The organism is Rahnella sp. P4_A8 (assembly GCF_056402435.1).
This window is the reverse complement of the sequence record NZ_JBFUHK010000390.1, coordinates 1-537: the sequence shown is the minus strand read 5'-3', so window position 1 is coordinate 537 and position 537 is coordinate 1. Positions and strand designations below refer to the sequence as shown.

General features: G+C 34.5%; 1 protein-coding gene. It reads right to left on the bottom strand.

Annotated features, from left to right (window positions below; genetic code table 11):
* Window positions 1–537 (bottom strand): polysaccharide pyruvyl transferase family protein (locus tag AC1DUO_RS26180; protein WP_477989665.1); only part of this gene is annotated, 537 nt, incomplete at both ends.

The following is a 537-nucleotide window of genomic DNA, read 5'->3' as shown; positions in this document are numbered from 1 at the left end:
AAATTGAAATTAGCGACAGATTCACCCTTTGCATCAACATCTATTCTTTTAATGAAATCAAACAGCCCATCAAAACGACAGTTATCTACTTTGTTTTTAAAACCGCCATTAACAAAAATAACTGGCGTCCCCATAGCAAGACATGGAAGAGCAGTATGAATACGTGATGTCACAACTAATTTGGCATTAGCTAAACGCCTCAGAAAATCATCAGCAAGTTTGAAACCTTCTTTTGCAGTCACGTAAGGTATAATTTGAGTTTCAAACTTGGCATTTTTAATTAAGTCGGGTTCAAAGTATTTATTTAGGACCCGATTCCTATGGTTAAATTCAAATGCCCTTCCATTTAAAATACGTTTCCCCAATCTTAAGGGTTTACGTAGTAATTCTGGGATAGTCATCGAATCATACATTACATCAATAAAGTAAACGTCATCAGTAACATTGTCCCTTTTATAGGTTTCACCAAGTGTAAGAGTCATGCAACCTGAATAATATGCTTCAATACCTTTAGAATTTAATAAATCTCTCGTATAG